At 33.1% G+C, this 21,143-nt stretch carries 16 protein-coding genes; 6 read left to right on the top strand and 10 right to left on the bottom strand.

Features of this window, described 5'->3' with window-relative positions; genetic code table 11:
* Positions 1 to 113: 113 nt before the first annotated feature.
* A complete protein-coding gene (locus tag LNQ34_RS06265; RefSeq protein ID WP_229998979.1) occupies positions 114 to 2,915 on the bottom strand; it encodes a TonB-dependent receptor in 2,802 nt (933 codons plus the stop codon).
* A gap of 230 nt (positions 2,916 to 3,145) precedes the next feature.
* Here LNQ34_RS06265 and LNQ34_RS06260 point away from each other — a divergent pair, with 230 nt between their 5' ends.
* The 3 genes from LNQ34_RS06260 (at position 3,146) to LNQ34_RS06250 (ending at position 6,627) form a co-directional block, all read left to right on the top strand.
* The gene (locus tag LNQ34_RS06260; protein WP_202703686.1) at positions 3,146 to 3,829 is read left to right on the top strand and encodes a response regulator transcription factor; all 684 of its coding nucleotides are present in this window, start codon (positions 3,146 to 3,148) and stop codon (positions 3,827 to 3,829) included.
* Between the two features lie 239 nt (positions 3,830 to 4,068).
* Entirely contained in the window at positions 4,069 to 5,148 is a 1,080-nt protein-coding gene (locus tag LNQ34_RS06255; RefSeq protein WP_202703687.1) for a sensor histidine kinase, read from the top strand.
* A gap of 174 nt (positions 5,149 to 5,322) precedes the next feature.
* A complete protein-coding gene (locus tag LNQ34_RS06250) occupies positions 5,323 to 6,627 on the top strand; it encodes a porin (protein ID WP_229998978.1) in 1,305 nt (434 codons plus the stop codon).
* Here the strand turns inward: LNQ34_RS06250 and LNQ34_RS06245 are convergent.
* From LNQ34_RS06245 to LNQ34_RS06225, 5 genes are all read right to left on the bottom strand, one after another.
* Positions 6,624 to 7,700, bottom strand: a complete 1,077-nt coding sequence (locus LNQ34_RS06245) for a glycosyltransferase (protein WP_202703689.1) — start codon at positions 7,698 to 7,700, stop codon at positions 6,624 to 6,626. The genes LNQ34_RS06250 and LNQ34_RS06245 overlap by 4 nt on opposite strands.
* 239 nt (positions 7,701 to 7,939) lie before the next feature.
* Positions 7,940 to 8,530: a hypothetical protein gene (locus LNQ34_RS06240; protein ID WP_229998977.1), complete on the bottom strand. Its 591-nt coding sequence runs from the start codon at positions 8,528 to 8,530 to the stop codon at positions 7,940 to 7,942.
* Between the two features lie 63 nt (positions 8,531 to 8,593).
* Positions 8,594 to 12,025 carry a hypothetical protein gene (locus LNQ34_RS06235; RefSeq protein WP_229998976.1) on the bottom strand — a complete coding sequence of 1,144 codons (3,432 nt, stop codon included), beginning with the start codon at positions 12,023 to 12,025 and terminating at the stop codon, positions 8,594 to 8,596.
* 100 nt (positions 12,026 to 12,125) lie between these two features.
* A complete protein-coding gene (locus LNQ34_RS06230; RefSeq protein ID WP_017496200.1) occupies positions 12,126 to 12,296 on the bottom strand; it encodes a hypothetical protein in 171 nt (56 codons plus the stop codon).
* A gap of 49 nt (positions 12,297 to 12,345) precedes the next feature.
* Positions 12,346 to 12,570, bottom strand: a complete 225-nt coding sequence (locus LNQ34_RS06225) for a DUF5808 domain-containing protein (protein ID WP_229998975.1) — start codon at positions 12,568 to 12,570, stop codon at positions 12,346 to 12,348.
* 379 nt (positions 12,571 to 12,949) lie between these two features.
* On the opposite strand from LNQ34_RS06225, the gene LNQ34_RS06220 reads away from it, so the two are divergent.
* The 3 genes from LNQ34_RS06220 (at position 12,950) to LNQ34_RS06210 (ending at position 16,711) form a co-directional block, all read left to right on the top strand.
* A complete protein-coding gene (locus LNQ34_RS06220; protein ID WP_202703692.1) occupies positions 12,950 to 13,282 on the top strand; it encodes a helix-turn-helix transcriptional regulator in 333 nt (110 codons plus the stop codon).
* 81 nt (positions 13,283 to 13,363) lie between these two features.
* Positions 13,364 to 14,437 carry a helix-turn-helix domain-containing protein gene (locus LNQ34_RS06215; RefSeq protein WP_202703693.1) on the top strand — a complete coding sequence of 358 codons (1,074 nt, stop codon included), beginning with the start codon at positions 13,364 to 13,366 and terminating at the stop codon, positions 14,435 to 14,437.
* Positions 14,438 to 14,539: 102 nt separating this feature from the next.
* Positions 14,540 to 16,711 carry a TonB-dependent receptor domain-containing protein gene (locus LNQ34_RS06210; protein ID WP_229998974.1) on the top strand — a complete coding sequence of 724 codons (2,172 nt, stop codon included), beginning with the start codon at positions 14,540 to 14,542 and terminating at the stop codon, positions 16,709 to 16,711.
* Between the two features lie 40 nt (positions 16,712 to 16,751).
* Here LNQ34_RS06210 and LNQ34_RS06205 read toward each other — a convergent pair whose 3' ends face one another.
* From LNQ34_RS06205 to LNQ34_RS06190, 4 genes are read right to left on the bottom strand one after another with little or no spacing between them, the layout of a single operon-like run.
* Positions 16,752 to 17,222, bottom strand: coding sequence for a hypothetical protein (locus LNQ34_RS06205; RefSeq protein ID WP_229998973.1), 471 nt, complete (start codon positions 17,220 to 17,222; stop codon positions 16,752 to 16,754).
* Between the two features lie 15 nt (positions 17,223 to 17,237).
* The gene (locus tag LNQ34_RS06200) at positions 17,238 to 19,613 is read right to left on the bottom strand and encodes an outer membrane beta-barrel family protein (RefSeq protein ID WP_229998972.1); all 2,376 of its coding nucleotides are present in this window, start codon (positions 19,611 to 19,613) and stop codon (positions 17,238 to 17,240) included.
* Entirely contained in the window at positions 19,603 to 20,490 is an 888-nt protein-coding gene (locus LNQ34_RS06195) for an HTTM domain-containing protein (RefSeq protein WP_229998971.1), read from the bottom strand. Before LNQ34_RS06195 ends, LNQ34_RS06200 begins: the two co-directional genes overlap by 11 nt.
* Positions 20,471 to 21,100 (bottom strand): DUF5819 family protein, encoded by a 630-nt coding sequence (locus LNQ34_RS06190; protein ID WP_229998970.1) that lies wholly within the window; start codon positions 21,098 to 21,100, stop codon positions 20,471 to 20,473. The genes LNQ34_RS06195 and LNQ34_RS06190 overlap by 20 nt, the downstream gene beginning before the upstream one ends.
* Positions 21,101 to 21,143: the final 43 nt, after the last annotated feature.

Raw genomic sequence — 21,143 nt, 5'->3', positions numbered from 1 at the left:
ATACTGTTATTATAAAATCTCTTAAATATGAATTTAATGTTAAGTTGATTTATAATGGACTATAAAAAAAGCCCTATCGAAATAGGGCTTTGTATTTATAAAAGCAAATAGTATTAGAATGTGTATCCCAGGCTTAAAGAAAACCCACGGCTTTTTTTGTAACTTCTTGTGATCGGATCTCCTATAACAGGAGTTACGCTGTTATCTCCAATTTCAAATTTACGAGCAGGGTCAATTAAGTTGTCTGCTGAGAATTTTATATCAAAATGATCATTTATTTTACTGCTCCATACAAAGTCTAATTGTTGTACTGGCAGTTCGTAAATATGATCTAAACCATTTGTCCCTACTGCATAGATTCTCTTTCCAAATACGGAATAAACTAATGAAAGAGTATTGCTCCAATTCTTATTAATGTCAAATTGATATTTTAAATCGGAATTAATCAACCATTTTGAAGCACCTTGTAAATCTCTTGATCTATGAGTTTCTATTGATTGTGAAGTACTTCCGTCAGGGTTTATGATGAAAGGTTTTACTTCTGCTTTTGTACTCATTAATGAAGTATTGAATCCTAGTGAGAAATCTTTAAAAGTATTAGTAAGTCTTCCTAAATCATATATGAATTCAATTTCTGCACCGTATAGAACGGCATTGTCTGAATTCAAATAGGTAATGATTGTAGAACCTGCAGCATTAGCGGTTAATGTTCTTTCAATTGGATTTTTCATTTTCTTTCCAAAAAGACCAACTGCAAACATTTCTTTCGCTGTTGGGAAAAGCTCATACTTTAAATCAACATTGTAATTGTCGCTATTTACTAAATATGGGTTTCCTTTCATAGAAGTTCCATCGGCATTGATGTATTCAATTGGATAAGCTTCCATTATTACAGGTTTTGTATAAGTTATACCACCGGCTAAACGGATATTTGATTTTTCATTAATACTGTATTTAGTATTTACCGAAGGTAGAAAATAAACTTTATCGTAATTTAAAGTTATGAATGGTTCGTCAAATGAACCTTGTTGTCTGTACTTAGTAGTTCTATTTGCATTTTCTACTCTTACTCCACCATTCACTTCAAGTTTTTCATTGAACTTATAAAGTAAATTTGCATACCCGGCATTGGTTCCTTCTTTTAGGATTGCTTTATAAGTCGAGTTAGAGCTTTCTCTGTAGTTAAAAGCACCTCCGGCTACGTAGCCGTTCAATTGATTGTCAATGCTATTCAAAGGAGCATCAACATTTGGACCTGTAGTTGGTGAAATAAAACGATAAGAAGATTCCATATCAGATTTATTTCCGTTATATCCAACTGTAAGTTTATGGTTTTTGTCTGATCCAAACTTTAAGTTGTATTCTGCTAAGCCAGAGAAGTATGAATTTCCGGTAATTTCCAGATATTGTTTGATAAAGTTATTTCCGGCAATTGAAGCTATAACTCCGTCATTTTCAGTTTTTACACCTGAGAATGCTTTTCTGTCAGGTTGGTCGTATTTTGTTTTTGCATAAGAGATACCAGCTTTTACAGTCTGACTTTTGTCTTCAGTTAATGCGTATTCTCCTAACAGTTGATTATTCCAATAATTTGACTGGTCTAATTGATTCGTTCGGATAAGAGTTTTGTTTGTTCCGGTTCCTGTTTCAGCATTTGCAACACCAAATTGATCTTTGATTAAATTGTCAGTAGTTCTTATAAAAAGACTATTGTAAGCTAATTTGAATCTTTTGGCACTATAATTTAAACCTAATAAACCCGTTAAAGAAGTTTTATAATGGTTGTCTGTCGTAACAAAGTCAGTTTTGTAAGCGATTCCGGTACTTTGATAGGCAAAAGTTCTGTCTACTCCTTCTTGAATCCCATAGCTGTTTTCAGCATTTATCGAAAAGATATAAGAAAAGTTTCTGTCCTTACCTAAGTCGAATTTTTCTGAATGTAAAAATCCAATACTTGTGTTTAGCGGACTTCTAATCGGTGAAACATCAAAACCACTTTGAAATGAATTTAACGATTCTTGAGGAGTAAAAACATGTCCGGAAGGAGTACCTCCTAATAATGAAGGCAGTTTTCTATTGTCTCCTGTCATTCCAAAGAAACCTTCTGCTGAGTCTGCATCTTTAGAAAGAGAGAATCTTTTAAAATTACTATTGGCAATATAACTAGTTCCGATATTAATTTTTGTAATGCTTTTTGTGTTTTTCGAAGTCTGAATATTAAATGTTCCTCCAGCGAAGTCACCATATATATTAGGGTTGAAAGTCTTGTATACTTCTATAACACCAACAATATCAGTTGAAAATAAGTCCAATGGGATAATCTTTAAAAAAGGATTGTTTGTTGGAGCGGCAAGATCGTTGATTAATAAATTGTTGTATCGGTCTTCTAATCCACGAACAAATAAACCTCTTGATCCTACTTTTGTAATTCCGGTGATTTTTGTCAAACCTTCTTCAACATCACTAACACCTTTTCTTGACATTTCCTGTGCTCCAATACTTTGTTTGATAACAACAGCATTTTTTTGATCGAGTAATAAGGCGGTTTCTTTTTCTTTGTTTACGGCAGACGATTTTACAACAACATCTTTAAGTGTAAAACTTCCTGACGAAAGTACCTGATTTACAGTGATTGTTTCATTTGCTTTTACAGTAACTGGCTTTTCTACAGATTCATATCCAACGAAACTAAAAATAATGATATAATTTCCCGGATTTACATTTAAGGAATATTTTCCCTCAATGTCAGTGTTTGCGCTAATGTTTGTTCCCTTTAATAAAACATTTGCAAAAGGTAGGGCTTCATTGTTGGTTTCTTTGTCGGTTAATACACCAGAAATCGTACCTTTGTTTTGTGCGATCGAAATCGTACAGATGAATAATGTGATAAATAGAAATTTTAAATTGAATTTCATTTCAGTGTTGTGTTTAAATTTTTGTGCAAAGAAAAAGACGCTGTGTAAAGTTCATGTTAGCCACTTGTTATGTTTTCGTGTTGCTTAGATTATCAAATTGTTACCAGATTAAATTACCGTTAACCGCAATTTTTAACGGTCGTTTTATTAGTATATTTACCATCTCAAATGAAAATCATCGAATGTATAATAAAGAAAATTTGATGTAAAAATCTCAATTTTTGCTATTTATGAAAAAAACACAAACCAAGATTTTACTAGTTGACGATGAACCAGATATCTTAGAAATCGTTGGCTATAACCTTGCTCAGGAAGGCTACCAGATTGTAACTGCCTCTAACGGAAAAGAAGCAATTGCAAAGGCTCAGAAAGAATTGCCGGAATTGATTATTATGGATGTAATGATGGCAGAAATGGATGGAATGGAAGCTTGCGAACACATTAGAAAAATTCCCGAATTAAATAATGTTATCATAACATTCCTTACCGCAAGAAGTGAAGATTATTCACAAGTAGCTGGTTTTGATGCAGGTGCAGATGATTATATTACCAAGCCAATAAAACCGAAATTATTGGTCTCCAAAGTAAAGGCGCTGTTAAGAAGGTTAAAAGAACAAGAAGTCGTAAGTGATACCTTAAATGTAGGCGGAATAGAGATTAACCGTGAAGAATACAAGATCATTAAAGGTAACATTGAGATTGCCTTACCAAGAAAAGAATTTGAATTGTTTTACTTGTTAGCTTCAAAACCAGGGAAAGTTTTTAAAAGAGACGAAATTCTCGATAAAGTCTGGGGGAATGAAGTGGTAGTAGGAGGAAGAACGATTGATGTTCATATTCGAAAGCTTCGCGAAAAAATTGGAGAAGACCTTTTTAAAACCATAAAAGGAGTGGGGTATAAATTTGAAGTTTAGATTTTTAAGGTCCTGAGGTTCTTGTGAGTTAAGTTACTAAGAAAACTTTATCAGGATTTAAATTCATTCAAATTGTTTTAAAATATTCAATACATTTAAACCATATAAGAATTGAAGTTTGTGTAATCTTCATTTTCTTATATGGTTTTTGAGTTGTTCCTTTTTTTCTTTTGCCCGAAAGAATAGAACTCAAATACAGAACTTAATTTTCTTAATCTCTTAATGACTCAATAATTTCAATGAAAATTAATTTTAAAAAAACATACAAATTTGCTGTAAAGTCAGCATTATACATAAGTCTTTTTGCAACAGGATTTGTGATGATATTGATGTCTTTGTTTTATAAAAACCAATTGAAGTATCAATTTGCATTCGGAATAATCTTTATAATATCTATTTATGCTTTTTCATTTTTGGTCTTGCAATACCGTGTGGAGCGTTTTATTTATAGAAGAGTCAAGAAGATATACGATGAGGTTTCGTTATTAGAGACAACAACATTGATCAATCAGCCTATAACTACAGACATGGAAACGCTTTCGCGCGAGGTAAAAAAGTTTGCCACCGATAAAAAGCTGGAAATTGAAATGCTGGAGATCCGGGAGCAGTACCGACGTGAGTTTCTTGGAAATGTTTCGCACGAGCTGAAAACGCCTTTGTTTACGGTTCAGGGGTATGTTTCGACTTTGCTGGATGGCGCTATGGAAGATAAGAACATTCGAAAAAAATATTTAAAGCGAGCTGAGAAAGGGGTTGAGCGATTGATTTATATCGTTGAAGATCTGGACATGATCACCAAATTAGAATCAGGAGATCTGGATTTAATCATGAGCGATTTTGATATTGTAGAACTGATTCAAAACGTTTTCGATTTATTGGAGATGAAAGCCGACAAAAAGAAAATTAAACTGGCTTTTGAAAGCAAGAACATTAAGTCAGTAATCATTCGCGGAGATAAGGACAGAATTCAGCAAGTTCTGGAAAACCTGATCGTGAACTCTATTAAGTATGGTAAAGAAGGTGGTTTGACTGAGGTGGGAGTTGTTAACCTAACCAAGAAAAAAGTACTGATTCGTATTAGTGATAATGGTGAAGGTGTTGAAAAACAAAACATTCCGAGACTTTTCGAACGTTTTTACAGAGTGGATAAAAGTGGAACCCGTTCAGAGGGTGGTTCCGGATTAGGATTGGCTATTGTAAAGCACATTATTGAAGCACATAAAGAGAAAGTATATGTAGAAAGTGAGTTCGGAATTGGTTCTGAATTCTCTTTTACGCTTGAAAAAGCAAATAAAACAGTAAAAGCCGAAGTTAAATAATTGTAAGCTTGTTGGAGTGAAGTACCGTGAAATCTAATGTTTTAACACTAATGAAATTTACGTAACCATTTCGAAACAATTCCTTTTTGTTATAGTAACACCTTGTTAATGATATCTTAACATAGGTGGCAGATCTTTGCATTCGAAAAATTAAGGGATCAGAAAACAAAAAGAATGAAAATAAAACTAATAGCAATTCTGTTGCTAATTACTTGTGTATCAAACGCACAGGATCTAAGTAAAGAAGAGGTAAAAAAAGAAGTAGTACGTCTTCTTGATTCAATCAACAAAGCAAAACTGCCAGACACTCAATCCGAAAAGAATGATGATGAAACGGATAAAGATCGCTGGTATGATAAGATTTCTTTAAGAGGTTATGCACAAATACGATACAATGGTTTGTTTTCTACAAATGATAAAGTATCATGTGATCAGTGCGACAGATCATGGGGGACAACTTCTACGGCCCCGGATGCAAAAGCAAACAATGGTTTATTTATCAGACGTGCACGTTTAGTGTTTTCTGGTCAGGTTCATCCAAATGTATTTTTTTATTTTCAACCTGATTTTGCGAGTTCTCCGGTTACAGGAGTTCAGAATTTTGTTCAGGTTCGGGATTTATATTTTGACCTTTCTTTTGATAAGAAGAGAGAGTACAGATTACGTGTCGGGCAGAGTAAAATACCATACGGTTTCGAGAATATGCAGTCAAGTGGACAGCGTTTAACTTTAGATCGAAACGATGCATTGAACAGTGCCATATTAAACGAACGTGATTTAGGAATGTTTTTTTACTGGGCACCGGCTAAAATCAGAGAGCGTTTTGAAATGTTGGTAAAAGACGGTTATAAAGGATCAGGTGATTATGGTGTATTCGCTTTTGGAGTGTACAATGGGCAGATCGCGAATAGATTAGATGGAAACAGAGATTTGAATGTGGTGGCAAGAGTAACGTACCCATTTGTAATTGGAAGCCAGATTATCGAACCCGGAATTCAGGCTTATGCCGGAAAATGGGCTTTTTCAGGTGAAATTTCATCAGGAGTTAAAGTGAACAATTCACAGCACGTAAAAGATCAAAGGGTAGGAGCAACCTTTGTATTATATCCAAGACCTTTTGGAATTCAGACAGAGTACAATATCGGAAAAGGACCAAGATACAATTCAGTAACTAATGCAGTCGATGAAACAGATCTGGACGGTGGTTATGTTTTACTGAACTACAAATTAGATATTAAAAAACAAGTTATTTATCCTTTCGCCAAATTTCAATATTACGACGGAGGGAAGAAATATGAGAAAGATGCCAGAAGTTATGTCGTTAGAGATTATGAATTTGGTATAGAATGGCAGCCTCTAAAAGCCTTTGAACTTACTGCGGAATATGTGATTGCCGACAGAACTTTCCAGGACAGTGCACTTCCTGTGAACAGACAGCAAGGAAACTTATTGCGTTTGCAGGCACAGTTTAACTTTTAGTTTTCATCCTCAAAAACGGTAAACAGAGTATCCCAGTCTATCGTATCGTTAAATTGAGTCAGACCTTTAAACGACTTTACTTTTGAAAGATCTTCAATCGTAAAGTCGTCTTGCATTGCATAAGGTACTAAATTTTCGTTCTGAAGCTTTATGGCCAGATATTCCTGCTCGTATTGCCCCGGAGTTGGAATAAAAAAGGCTTTCTTGCCTAATTTTGCCAAATCCATAACGGTCGTGTAACCGGAGCGGCATAAGACAAATTCACTTTCGTTAAAAGTCTGTTCCAACTGTTTAGAGTTCATGAAATTATAATACGTAACATTTCCGGCTTGCCATTTGGTTTGTGTTTTTTCCACAATACCCTGAACAAACACTACTTTTCCTTTATAATTGACAATTTCTTTCTGTAATTTTTCGTCCAAAAAAGTACGCTGAGGTTCAGGTCCTGAGAGGATAATCATCAGATCATATACTTTCGGAGTGTCTTTTTTACGCATTCTGCTTAATGGACCAATATACTTTAGTTTTAGATCATCCGTTTTAAGATGACCCAATTCTCCGGTGAGATTTATCGTGTCATTAGTGTCCGGAACCCAGCATTCCGTGTATTTTTTTATAATATGCTGATGGCATTTACTGGTGAACCAGGTGGTGTTTCCGGTCATGACATTCAATTGATGGGTCATAAAAACGGAAGGGACTTTTTTACTGAAAACCCCTAGTCGGTTATCCGAAATAATACCGTCTATTCCGTGTTTTTTAATCCAGCTTTTTACGATTTTTTTTTCGTCAAGGATGGCGACAATCATTTTTGGCAGGTTTTTAATCAGCTTCCATTTGAAGTTTTTAGCATTCTTGGCGTATTCGATATGATAAGATGGTAATTCAAGGGTTTGAATGTATGGAAACTCTTTTCGTAACAATGCTAACGCAACACCGTCAGAAGCAATTATCGGGATGTAATTGTTTTCCTGAAGCGCTTTTATAATAGGGATGCATCTTGTCGCATGACCTAATCCCCAGTTTAATGGAGCAACTAAAATTGTTTTGTTCGCAGAATAGTCAATGCTCATAGTGTAACACTTTTTAAAAACGAAGATAAAGAAATATGCTTTTTATGTTATTTCGTACGTATTACTAAATTATTAACTCTATAAGGGGCTTCAGCCCATATAATTCGTTGTTTAGGTTGTGGAATTAGTAGTGTTTGGAAGGAAAAGTTATTTGTATGTTAACGAATATTTGGTTTCTCAATAGACAAAAAAAAGGAGTTACTGTAAGTAACCCCTTTCAGATATTGGTAAAAGGAACTTTAATCCTGAATATAGGTTTTGTTTCCATTTTTATTAATGTAGTATTTACCGCCTTTTGGTCCGGTATATACTTTTTTTCCATTGTACTCGCCGGTTACTTTGTCGGCTACTTTTGGAGCTTTTTCATTCGTTTCTTTTATTGTTTTCGAAGCTGTTTTTTTTGCAGCAGCGGCGTCTTTTTGTGCTGCTTTTGAAGCTTCAGTTGCTTTTGCTGCTGTTTTTGTTACGTCAGCTTTTGCACTGGCGGCTTTTGTGCTTGCTGCTTTGTCAGCGGTCTTTGTGGCTTTTACAGCATCAGTTTTTGCTTTTGTAGCCTCGTTTTTAGCTTTGGTTGCCTGTTTGTCGGCAGCTTTTTTTGCTGTGCTTGCAGACTCTTTTGTCGCTTTTGCTGCCGCTTTGCTGGCATCATCAGCTGCCTTTTTGGATTTTGCAGTTTCTTTTTTAGCGTCGGCTTTCGCTTTATCTGCTTCTGCTTTTTTCTTTTTCGCAGCAGCTTCGGTTTTGCTTTTTACTGCTTTTGTAGTTACATCTTGCCCATAGAAATTAGAAGACAGAAGAACTACAAAACAAAGTACTAATAATTTTTTCATAATGTTACAAGTTTAAATTTCATTTAAAATTAAACAATTTCTGATTATGTTTTTTGTAAAGTGTTAAAAATAAGCACGGAGTTGTATATTTCCGGTATGAACCACCGAGCCTGTCTCACTTTTTCGCCCCTGATAATTTAAATTCACATCTAAAAACTGTGTGATGTTTTTTTGTAAAAGAAACTTCCACACCAGGTTTTGTCCGGCTTGTAGCCCTTCCAGAATTTGAAACCCTACTGACGAAAATTCATTTCCTGTAAATTTATTTTGATAAAAAGAAAATTCTCCGTTTACCGTTATTTTTTTTTCTCCCGCAAATGAAAATGAAGTTCCCAATCGATTTTGAACCAGAGTTTCAAAATTTCCTATTTGATTTTCTTTGTTCTGAAACTCAAAAAAGAAATCCAGACTGGTGTTTTTCGAAAACAAATAACTCACTTTGGGAGCCATTTGGTAGCCCGTGATAGCATAGTTTTTTTCGACAAAATCTTCAGAAACCAGGTCGGTTTTAATCGTTTTGGTAAAGAAGTTAAACAGCCAGCTTTTTTGATACAAATGGGTGTATTGCAATTGATGTGAATTGTTTTGAACATTTTGCGACCCAATCGAAAGTAGGTTTTTGCCTTTATTGACCAAATAAGTATAGGTAACGGAATGTTTTTGTTTGCCGCGATTGTAGTACAAACTATTTCTGAAACTCGAATTAAGTCCCAGAATATTTTCTTCTGAAGAATTAAACGGATTCAATTCCAGACGCTCTCCCTGACTTTTTACTTTGCGATCCATAATAAAGGATGTCTGATTGTAAAAATAAGACAGGAGTTTTTTGAAACCGGTCTCGTTCTGCCACTGCAATGGATTTAATGCCACAGATTGGGAGAACCTATTTTGATTGGTTTTGATGTAAACCCGATTTGGTAAAAAGATTCGGATGTAGCGGGCCTGATCGGGAAAGGCTGCAATTTCAAATTCTTCCAGTTCCTGAATTCCGTTTCCGTTGTAATCGTTCCAGGTATAAACCCCCTGACCCGTCGGAACTTCAATATAGGTAAACTCCTGTTGGGCAATAGTTCCTGAACTGGTTTCATAGGTGGTTCCAATTTGCAGGAGCTGATTAAAAAAACGATCGTTATAAAGTATTCGGGAGTTTAACGAAGGTTCATTTTTTCGGGTAGTATCGGTAAAATCCAGTTTGCGATAGCTGGCATATACCGCCAGATCGGTTTTCTTATTCTGAATTAATTTTGATTTTAAAAAGTAAGTTTGAGAATTGTTTACATGCTGTAGAGATCCGTTTTGTAAACTGTCATTTCGACGTTGCAAATAACCAATTTCGACAAAAACTTTAGTGCTGTCACCACGGCCAATAAAAACACCATACTCTGAAAATCTTTGGCTTAAGGCCGAGAACTGATTAGTGATTTTATTCTTCTGCTGATTGTCTTCGAGCTGCATACTGGCGCCGACCCAGTTTTTACCAAAATGATATTTAGTTCTGGTTTGATTCCGAATAAATTTTGAAGTAGAATTTGTCGCATCTGAATTCAGGAAGCTGCCCCTATTTTCGATCGTCCATTGCTGCAATTTGAAAAGTGCTGTTGAGGTGTGACGCGATCCGGAATAACTTTTGGAGTAATCTAATTTCTCAAATTGATAGGTAAACAATCCAATATTGGAAGTCTCTTTTTTGGCAAATAAATCAAAATTTAGTCCTGTGATCAACATGTTTTGGTTCCCAAATAGTGTCTCGTTTAAATTCCAGTCGCGGTTGAATTCAATATTGTACAAACGCTCAACAGACCTGAAATCTTCCTGAACGAATTGATAGTTTGCAAAGGCATCCAAAGACCAGCTTCGTGTAAAAAGACGTTTTTTAATATTGGTTTTAATAGCAATACCGTCATTATTGGCATCATCTATTCTAGAGAACAGGTTTTTGTCGTTGTTGCTTACTGCAATTTCAAAGTCAACCAGCGTTTTTTCGTCCGGATTGTATTTGCCTAAAAAAGTAGCTACCTGTAATTTTATAGGTGCGACCAGATTGACAAGTGGTTCATAATTTCCTTGTAAAATTCCGTTAATAGGAGCTTTATATTCATAAATGCGTTCTACAGAGTTATTGTTTTGAATGATGTAATTACCGGCATTGTTTCCAACAAGACTAAATTTTACGTTGTATAAAACAGTGCTCGCATCTTTTGAATATTCATAAATTTCGACAGAATTGACTATTTTTTTTCTGTAAAGTATTTTAGTATCGGCATAGGTATCTTCATAGGCCGAAGGGACTTTCATTAAATTCGGATCATCTCCGGCCTGACTTAGAATCTGAACCTGTTCTTTTGAAAGATTTTGTTGTAAAGGCTGATTCTTCATGTCGTTTTCAGAATAGAGATAACCGCCAAAACTCCAGTTTTTGCTTTCATGAGTTCCGCCTGCATAGGTCACGAGTCTGTTGTAATTTCGTTCAGAATATTGGTACTCTACATTAATTCGCATTTCGGAAGTAATCGTAAAAAGAGAAGTGAAAGTAATTTCACCCGCATTGTAGTCGATCACATAATCGTTATTTTCTCCGCGTTTCAGCAAAACACCATTTACATAAACACGCTCAGAGCCTGAAATTACCAGAACATACAATTCACCATTTTGTCCTTTTAATTTATAAGGTCCCTGATTTCCTTCCTGGCCTGTAAAAGTACTTTTGGCGTATTGTCCCTTTACAAAAGCTACTGAAGCAAATATGTTGGTTTTGTTTTCGTCTGTACCAAAATTAAAACTGGCCGAAAGCCCCTGGACTTTTTTATTGAAATTTAAAAACTGGGTTTTTCTGTTCTCTAAAAAAACATCTCCGGCCCGAATATTCCAGTCGTCTGTGAAAAGTTCCATGAAGATATTGTCAAACTGATCCAGTTTTTGAGAATAACCGCCATCCTGAAGCGGGATATTGCTGTCTTGTAAGGAAGCTCGTAAACTAATTTTGTCAGATATTTTTCCTGTAATCTGCAAATCCAGATTGGAATTTAGAACTGTATTTTGGTTGTTTCCAACGGTTACTCCTCTTGTAATACTTCCGGAGGTATTTAAACCATCAAACGGAGTGACTTTTTTGGTGACAGCATTATCAATTTTATACAGTTTTTCAGTACCAATGTCGTTGGATACGACCTGATTTGATTTGTATAAGGTATATTCTTTAGTTAAGAAATCAGGATATTTCAGATAATTTACAATTAAAGTATCGGCAGTTGAGCCTAACTTTTCATTTAGAACTAAAGTTCCCTTTTTAAAATCAATTTTATAAAAAGTAGAATCGACAGCTTCATTTTTAGTTGTAAAAAGTTGAAAAAATGCCGAATTGATACTTACTTCTTCAAGATGAATAGTATCCCGGCTGGCAATTATTTTCCTGGTTTTGTACGATGATACCGTTTCCTGTGCCTGAAGCCCGGAAAACCAGATGAAAATAGTAAGAACCAGTAATTTTTTCAACATAAATACTTTAACTCTCAAAAATCAAAAGTAGTATTTATAATTGGGAAATAAAGAGTCCGCGATTCAGACAGATTGGGGATCCGTTTAAGCGCAAATTGTCCTATCTCCCGCTTCTGATCTGACAGCACATCGTCATAAAAATAGAAAGTGCTAAAACAAGAGCGGTTCCCGTTTTAATCATGCTGCCGGCACGTTCTGAATTGTAAAAGAAATAGGCCAGATAAAGACAGCTTATAACGGCAATGCTGTATTTGAGTATAAAAAGTTTCATGTTTTTAAGGGTGATTTAAAATAATAATCAGCTGTTTTGAGTTCAGGTACTAAGAGTTTCTTGTAAAAATTAGTAGTACAGCGATTATTGCTATGGCGGTGCATATTGAATTGGGGTTTGCAAAATTTATAGTCCACCCAAGTTGCTTAATTTTTTTTGGAGGGAACAATCTTTTATCCTGAGGGTTATAATAGAAAACTCCCCAAATCCAATTGTTTGGATCGCGGTTCCAGTTGTTTTGGGTTTCTTTTGTAGGTTTAGTGTTGAAATCCATTATTTTAGAGGGTTAAGTTTTTATCAGAGGAGGGGATTTTGATAAAATGATTTAACTGTTTTTTCTACTAAAGCGATATCCTAATGCTATAATAATGATCAAAAGGCAGAGAAATAAGACTGGTCGGGTCATGGTTTTTTGGGTTTAGTGTTTTTTGGGGTTAATCCAATTCCTGAGCCTGGTTAAGCACAAGAAATTGTTTATTTATTTTTCGGTGGCGCTAATTTAGCATTTTGTAAGGTTCTCTATTATGTGATTATCGGGTATTTTTAATAAGAAATTAACATATGTTTTTTTATTTTAAAAATAATTTGTTTTTTGTGAGTATATATGTGTAAAAGTGTCCTCTATTCTTTTGGACGGAAAAATTTGCTAAACCATGAATGTAATTGTAGGAAACAAGCTTAAAATACTTCGGAAAAATAAGAGAATGTCACAGGAAGAAGTGGCAGATTTTCTTCACATCTCACAATCAGCATATGCCAGAATGGAAAGTGGTGAAAGCAGTTCATGGGCGAATCATATTTTAAGAATCTGCGAAATTTTTGAGATAATTCCCGAGGATTTATTGAAAGTGGAACATAAAAAACAGGATCTGAATGGGGAGGGTTTCTCCACTACCACCGCTCATTTATCGGGTAAAATAATTGAGGAATATGAAGAACGTATAAAAGAGTTAAAACAAACCATTCGCGATCTGAAGAAGGTGTAGTTTTTATTTTAAGAAAGAGAATAAAAGTAGTTAAAATAGTATTTTTTTTTAGCTTTGTATGGAATGTAACAATCTTAAACAATGGATTCCAGTAAAGAACTTTTATTCTTTTTTAGTGCATTAGGAGCTTTTAACGGAATTATCTTAAGCATCTATTTCTTCTTTTTTACTAAAAAAAGATTTCTTACAAACTATTTTTTGGGAGGCCTTTTGTTTGCTTTAAGTATACGAATCGCAAAATCAGTATTTGTTTATTTTAATCCAACTTTACCCAAAATGTATTTGCAGATTGGGCTGACAGCTTGCTTTTTCATAGGTCCTTGTTTGTACTTTTTTTTAAAATCGGCTGTAGATGAAATAAATGTAATGCCAAAATCATGGAAACTCATACTTCTATTTTGGGCGATCCTCAGTATTTTGGTTGGTGTTATTTTTCCTTATGAATATTATCCGAAACTCTGGAGTTTTCGTTTTATCAGAATTATTTATCTGCAATGGTTTATTTATATTGTTGCTTCAGGGTTTACTATTAAAGCAATTCTGAAAAAAATCTTGAGCAGAAAAGAGAAAACCTCTCCATCTGAAACGTGGTTTGGGATGCTCTTTTTAGGGATCTTTTTACTTTTCGTTTTTTATTTTCTTGCTTTAATTGGAGCACCGGCCGCAATTTATATCAGCGGTGCAGTTGTTTTTTCTTTTATTCTATACTTAGTGGTATCAATCCTTTTGTATCGAAAGAGAACGGATGATCTATTTCTGTTAAATGTCACAAAAGGTGCTGTAAAAAAAATAGATACTGAAGAGGCAGAAGCTTTATCTCAAAAGTTAGAAACTATAATGAATGAAAAAACATTGTATAAAAATCCAAATCTTTCACTGCAGGATCTGGCTAAAGAGGTCAATATTACAAGCCATCAATTATCACAGTTTTTAAACAATAATTTAGGTAAAAACTTTACCAGTTTTGTAAATGAATTCAGAATTAGAGAGGCCCGCGAAATTATAATTTCAAATGACAAGCTTACTTTAGAAGCTATTGGTTACGATGTGGGTTTTAATTCTAAATCGACATTTTTTGCAACGTTTAAAAAGTATACCGGAAAAACGCCTTCTTATTACCAAAGCGCAGATTTTAGAAGCTCAAACCAAGTGTGAATTTATAAAATGGTACTCCTGATTTCTATTTTGAAGATCTCATGACGTGATTTACTGCTGACTTTTGTTCCAATAAAAGTCAAATTTTAATTACAACAAACTATGAGATCCCTTGTTACCCTTTCTTCCTGTTTTTTATTTTTCTGTTCTATAACCTCAAAAGCACAATCTAAACCAACAAATCAGGATAAGGTTTTAAATCAGAGTGATGAGTTAAAGGAAGTGGTTATAAAAAGTCAGCCGTCATTGTTAAAACATGGAGCAAACGGAAGTGTTGAGGTTTTGGTTGCAAATACATTACTTTCCACCAGTAGTTCTGTTACTGAATTATTAGGCAGAGTTCCAAATGTTATTGCAGCTGATGGACAAATTAGCGTGCTTGGAAAAGGTGAAGCAATTATTTATCTCAATGGAATTTTGATTAACTACGAACGATTTGCTGCAATTCCGGTTTCGCAAATTCTGAAGATTGAAGTTGTTTCCAATCCTTCCTCAAAATACGATGCCGAAGGAAAAGCAGTGATCAATATTATTACCAAAAAGAATATTGAAAACGGAATAATGGGAACAGCAAGTCAGCAGATTACCGTTTCTGAATTTGCCGGAACCAGCACCAATACACTGCTCGATTTTAATTATACAAAAGGCAAGTTCTCTTTTATAACCAATTACGGATTGCAATTAGGAAAAGGAAGGGAATTATTATATACCACAAGAACAAGATCCAATACCGACGAGTATCTGCAATCAAAATTGACTACAGATTGGCAAAGACAATTTAATAATTACTCGAATTTTGGATTTGGATTGCAATATACCATCTCGGACAAACAGTACATTACGTTGGGGTATAGCGGAAATGTCGCAGATTTAGGAGGAGCGGTTAAAAGTCGTAATGCCATAACAAATAACAGTAGCAATAGCCTTTACAGTACCAACATTTCTAAAAATGATGTGTTGTTAAATCAGTTCATTAATTTAAATTATAATGTGGTAACAGATGATCAGGGTTCATCATTATTTGTGGCTACCCAATATTCTAATTATAATGGGAATGTTGATGATTTCATTGATGAAAATGGTCTGGTCGATAGCTTTCTGACTGAAAAATATTTAAAGAACATTGTAGAAAACACTACAAATATTACAAGCCTACAGTCAGATTTTACTAAAAAGATAGATGAAGATACAACATTAGAAATGGGGGCTAAATTTAGCCGCGCTGCGATCAATTCTAAAACGAATTTTTTGGTATCGAAAGTAAAAGAAAGTGATTTTGAAGTGGACACGGGGCTTTCAAGTGATTTTAAATACGACGAAGAAATTGGTGCAGCTTATTTTAGTTACCTGTCATCATTAAGTGAAAAGTTTAGTTATTCGCTTGGTGCCCGAGGCGAGTGGACCAATTACGATTTGCGTACCAATGCTAACGGAAATCAGGAATTTAAAAAAAGTTATGCGAATTTTTTTCCAAACGTTCTGTTGAATGTGAATGTTTTGGATGAATTAAAGGTGCATGCGTCTTATGTTTCCAGAATAACAAGACCACGATATCAGTCTTTAAATCCATTTGTCATTTACCAGGATCCTTTTACGACCATAGAAGGAAATCCTAATTTGTTGCCGGAAAAAATTCATGCTTTTGAAATTGGTGCATTCTACAGAAAATTCGATTTTAAAATAGGATATACACATAGAATAGATCCTATATCCGGAGCTGCTTTGCGAGGAGAGAAGCCGAACAGTTATATCTTAAGATCGATAAATTTTGATAGAGAAAATACTTTTTTTACCTCTCTTTCAAGATCGTTCAAAAATAAAATTTGGAGTTCTGTAAATACGGTAAGTGTCAGTTATAGCAAAGCGGTTGATCATAAATATTCATATGAATTTGGTGCTGTAAAACCACAGTTGTATTTGTATTCGAACAATACGTTTACAATCCCCAATCTGTTCAAAATACAGCTGCTTGCCTGGTATTTGGGAGACAGAAGTTACGGATTGGGTCATGATGATGATCGGTCGACAGTAACTATTGGAATTGAAAGAAACTTTTTTGATGATGCTTTAAAACTAAATTTTACAGCCAATGACATCTTTCACAAATTTAGAACTTCCGGAAATTATAATGTAGGACAAACCGAAATCTATTATCACAGAACCTATACAACAAACTATTTCAGACTGGTTGCGACCTATACTTTTGGAAATTCAAAAAAACAAGCGTTTAAGAAATTAAAAACAGAAGAAGTGGAGAATAACAGAGCAAGATAATTGAAAGAAAAATGGCTCACTTAATCAAGAATAATAATTTTCATGACTTTGTATTTTGATATAATCGTTTTTTTTTGCAAGTCAGCAGAGCTGTAGTATAAGTAATTGGCTTATCTCTATAGAAAACAGTCGGGTGAGTGGTATGTTTAGTTTTTTCGCTAAGTTCTTTCCATCTTACCAGATAGTATTGTTTCTTAACAGTTGTTGAAATAATAATAAGAATTATAAATAAGAGTATGTTTCTATCGATTTTATAAGCGTATTTAATCTTTTCCTTGTTTAGGATAATGAAGTATAATGAGACCATTATTATTGTAATCTGGCTTTCGATGGCTCTGAAAGGATTTGTGAGTATGCATAATGCAAAAGTGATTAAAAGAAAGTAGTATTTTGGATTGAAGGTTTTGGTGCTTAATGATTGATAAGGGTCGAATATTTTTTTAACTGTAAAAAGTAACAAAACCAGAATTGGTACTCCAAGTTCTATTGCAGTTTGCACACCAATTGTCATAAAATACGATTAATTTTATTTTGTCCTGGATTTGATTTCTTCATTGATGCTATCTGCCTCAATTATCTGTTTTTTTATTCCCTTTGTAAGTTTATACGTTATACTGAACCTAATCCATTTCGTGTCAAATTTTTGAAAAATAAATGAGTATTGATCCAGAATTATTGAAGTACTTTTAAGTTTATATGTTCCTAAAATATCATTTGCAGTAATAGAGGCCTTAAGTCTTTTACTTAAAAAGGTTTTACTTATACTTGAATTTAAAGAAAACAGATAATTTGTTTTGTAGGGGCCTTGAATAAAAGGAGAAATGTATTCGTTTACTATTTCTAGATTAAAGTTGTTAGGAAAAGTAAATAAATTAGTAGTGGTAAATTGGTTTGACCAGTTGTAAGAATTAATGCTTAAAAAATCGTCTGAAGATTTAATGGTATCATAGAACATAACAATGTTAAAATTTAGATTCCACCATTTAAATAAATCAAATGTCGAGTTATTGCTAAAAGATAAAGAATTGCCGTTTTTAATATTGAGTGGTGTTAAAATTGTAGATAAGATCTCATTGTTTTGAAGAGGCGTTTGGAAAATTTCATTTTTATTAATGGAATAGTCAATTGCAAAAACATAATTCTGCTTTAGTATGTATTGTAGCTCAAACTGGTGTGAAATGGAGGGTTTTAAATTAGGATTTCCAACTAGTATTGTATTTGGATCCACATAATAATTAAATGGCATTAGATTATTAAAAGTAGGTCTGGTTATTCTTTTGCTATAGGACACATTAAAATTATTAGTTTGCGAATGATTATATGAGATACTAAAAAAAGGAAAGAAATTAGTTTTATTATGACTTAACGTATAGCTGTTTTTACTATTGATTCCTTCGGAAAAATTAGACTCTACTCTAGAACCTAGGATAAAATCAATCTTTTTAATTGTTTTCTTATATTGAGCATATCCTCCCAAGATCCATTCTTTATATCTATAATCATTAGACTTTTCTTTATTCAATTGCTCTTTTTCAATGGTGTCTTTTATATCAAAAAATAAATTTTCATTATCAATATTTTGAAATATCGCTTTCGCTCCAGACTGAATTACAGAGTTTGAGTCTATTTTATGTTCATAATCCAATTGATTTACAATAAAATTAATGTTGTTAGGCGATTTATTTAAAAGATTACCATGATTAAAATTTGATGGAAGAGAATAGGAAGAAAGATCCGATATATTACGTATTTTATAACTTGAATAATTTGATTTTATAATAAATGTAGATTTATCGTAATTTAAAGTATAATTAACCCCAATACTGTAATCTTTTAATTTATTATGGCTTATTTGTTTTGAGATTAATGTTGAATCGATATAGGAATTTCTGGAATAAAAATCTAGATGAGTGTTTTGTATTATATTCTCGTCATAAAATGAAAAGGTTGAGTTCAGTAATAAATTTGATTTCTTAAATTGATGTTCAAATTGAGAATTTATCGCATTGGTTTTAGATATGATTTTTGCAAAAGTATATTGTCGGGTTTCATTACTTGCGAATAGTCTCTTTGTATCTGCTTTCTCAAAATCTGTTATATTGTTTTTACTATACTGTACAAAATATTTGTTTTTTTTTGTGTTAAATTGAAACTTAATATTCTGTTCTTGCTTATAATATTGTCCTTGAGTAGATGTCATAGTAGCTCCAACAAAAAAACCTTCTCTTTTGTTTTTTTTAGTTTTTATATTTACTATTCCGCCGTGACCAGATGCGTCATATTTAGATGAAGGTAAAGAGTTGATTTCTAACAGGCTTACATCTTGGGCCGAGATGGTTTTAAGATATTGAATCAATTCACTCTCTGTCAGATATAGAGTATTGTCATCAATCTGAATTTGTACACCACTTTTCCCTTTTAGTCGAAATGTATCAGAAGACATATTAAAACTTATCCCAGGTAATTTTGCTAACATTTCAAATGCATTGCCACTTGACATTACGGGGCTATTTTGAACATTTATTGTTAATATGCCTTGTTTGTTTTCGATAAGTTTTTTCTTGGAAGTAACTACTACTTCAGCTAACTTCTCGTCTTTTAAAATTTTTATAGTATCGTTAAAAATATTTTCTGTAAGGTAAATACTGTCACATTGATTTATGTTTTCGTATGATAGACATCTATAATACTTGCCAATAGGTATATTCGTAAAATGAAAAGAATTATTTAGAGCTACTTCAGAAAATTTAACCGCAGAATTTTTTGTGTTAATAAGTGAGATTGTGAATTCAGTACTTTTCTCTTTATTTATTTCGACAATAATACCATTGTAAGAAATATTTTGCGCACTAATAAAAGAGATACTCATAAAAGATAAAAGCAGTATAAATTTAGTTTGCATGTTTAATGGGTATTACTTTTTTAAATAATTTGGCATATTCGTTGTCTGTTAAAAATATTGAATAACAGGCTAACATCATGATTGAAAAATTATCAATACGCATCAAAATAAATATTCCGGTATGGAATAAAACACCAAGCAGTAAGATTTTCATTTTTGTTTTTTTAAATAAAACCAGGAATGAAAATGAGAACTGAAATGCAATGGCAAACCATGTCATAAATTTAATGAGGAGTGTAGATTCAGTCAGTATTTTATTTAAGAAACTAGCCGAAAAATCATCATTGTTTAAAATATAATATAGTGCAGAACCTTCTCTCCAATATTCGCCCTGTAATTTATGCATAGAAGCAAAAAAATAGATTATGCATACTTGTAGCATCATAGCGATCACAAAATAGTGCGAAGCAATATTCAAATATGGCTGCACTTTGTTTTTTATATTTAGTGAGAATCGTTCATAGGAATCGATCAAACTATAAGAATCTATAAATATAAAGAATGGGATCATTACTGAAATCACATTGTCTGATCCATCAAGTAGATAAATTGCCCTTATTTTAAATATAAATAATAGAAAAAAGAGTAAAATTGCAGAAATACGAGTTAAAATTCCAAGCATAAAGCTTGTGCTTAATATAATACCGGAAAAACAAAACACTTTGATAATCACGGATTTATTAAAATCTATATATAGCCAATCTATATTATAGTAGTTAATAATATCCAAGTAAAGTTCGTAAGAAACAATTCCTTCGTCAGAAAACAAAAAACGTCTATTAAAGTAAAAGCTCATAAAGTCTTTTAAAATAAGAACACCCATTACGGTTCTAAAAATTGTTATACCGATTTTTCTATTAAAAAGATGCTCGTTCATTGTTAATCATATTTTTAGTTAGATTAATATTTTTGATTTCAAAGTAATATTGTTTTTTTTTACAACTCGGTTTTCTGAATGGGCTCAAAGGTTCATTAATCAGGTATACGTTTAGTTTTATGCTATCATGTGGAGCTATTTGATGTAAAAATTTTTCTTGCTTTGTTAATACAATTTTTGAATAATTCAAAATTGACAATAAGCCATTGGATTTCTGAAGAAGTTTTTCGGTAGTATATCCTCTAGTATGATTAATCATAATATCATTATAACATTCACTCATGTATTTGATGATCCTCTGATCTAAAGAAAATGGATTTCTAAAACTGTTATTCTTTATTTGTTCATGAATATCTATAAGAGGAGAGTTTATACTTTTAGAATGAAATTTTAGAATAATATATTCGTTTCCTTGTGGAGGTTCTGGGGCAAACATGCACCAGTTTTGTTCAAAGTAAGGGTTAATATAATTATCATCAATTTTCTCTAATATTTCATAATTGAAAAAACTCCAACCCTGATTGTAACATTGTGTTGAAATAATCAGCAGGAAATGAAATGATAAAAATGATATTATAATCAATCTATATATTTTCGTGTGCTTTAACATAATTATGTGTTTAAATGAATAAGTCAAACCTCCTAAACTTATT

Source organism: Flavobacterium lipolyticum, from assembly GCF_020905335.1.
In the GTDB taxonomy this organism is placed as follows: Bacteria; Bacteroidota; Bacteroidia; order Flavobacteriales; family Flavobacteriaceae; genus Flavobacterium; species Flavobacterium lipolyticum.
Note: the sequence above shows the minus strand (reverse complement) of the source record. Positions and strands in the feature narration are given on the sequence as shown.